The sequence below is a fragment of the Caballeronia sp. INML3B genome, from assembly GCF_023631305.1.
Taxonomy (GTDB): domain Bacteria; phylum Pseudomonadota; class Gammaproteobacteria; order Burkholderiales; family Burkholderiaceae; genus Caballeronia; species Caballeronia turbans.
Map to the genome: position 1 here is coordinate 1 of NZ_JALQDI010000124.1, position 230 is coordinate 230.

The window sequence follows — 230 nt, forward strand, 5'->3', positions numbered from 1 at the left end:
CCGCATGCATTGGCCGCCACGATTCCGGCCGCCGTGGCCCCGCCCGCCCGCGCGCCGAAAAGCGGCCCCCAATCGGCGGGCTCAAAACCCAGCATCTGGTTTTTTTCCGCGAGCGCCGCCTCGATTTCGGCGATGTGCGTGCCGGCCCTTAACGTTAGAACCAGTTCCTCCGGCTCGTATTTCACGATGCCCGAAAGGGCGCTGACATCAAGGATGGCGCCCGCCTCAAC

General features: G+C 65.7%; 1 protein-coding gene. It reads right to left on the reverse strand.

Going from position 1 to position 230, the window contains the following annotated elements:
• The coding region (locus tag NCS58_RS34135) for an FAD-binding protein (RefSeq protein ID WP_250539065.1) at nucleotides 1–230 on the reverse strand (230 nt) is incomplete at both ends.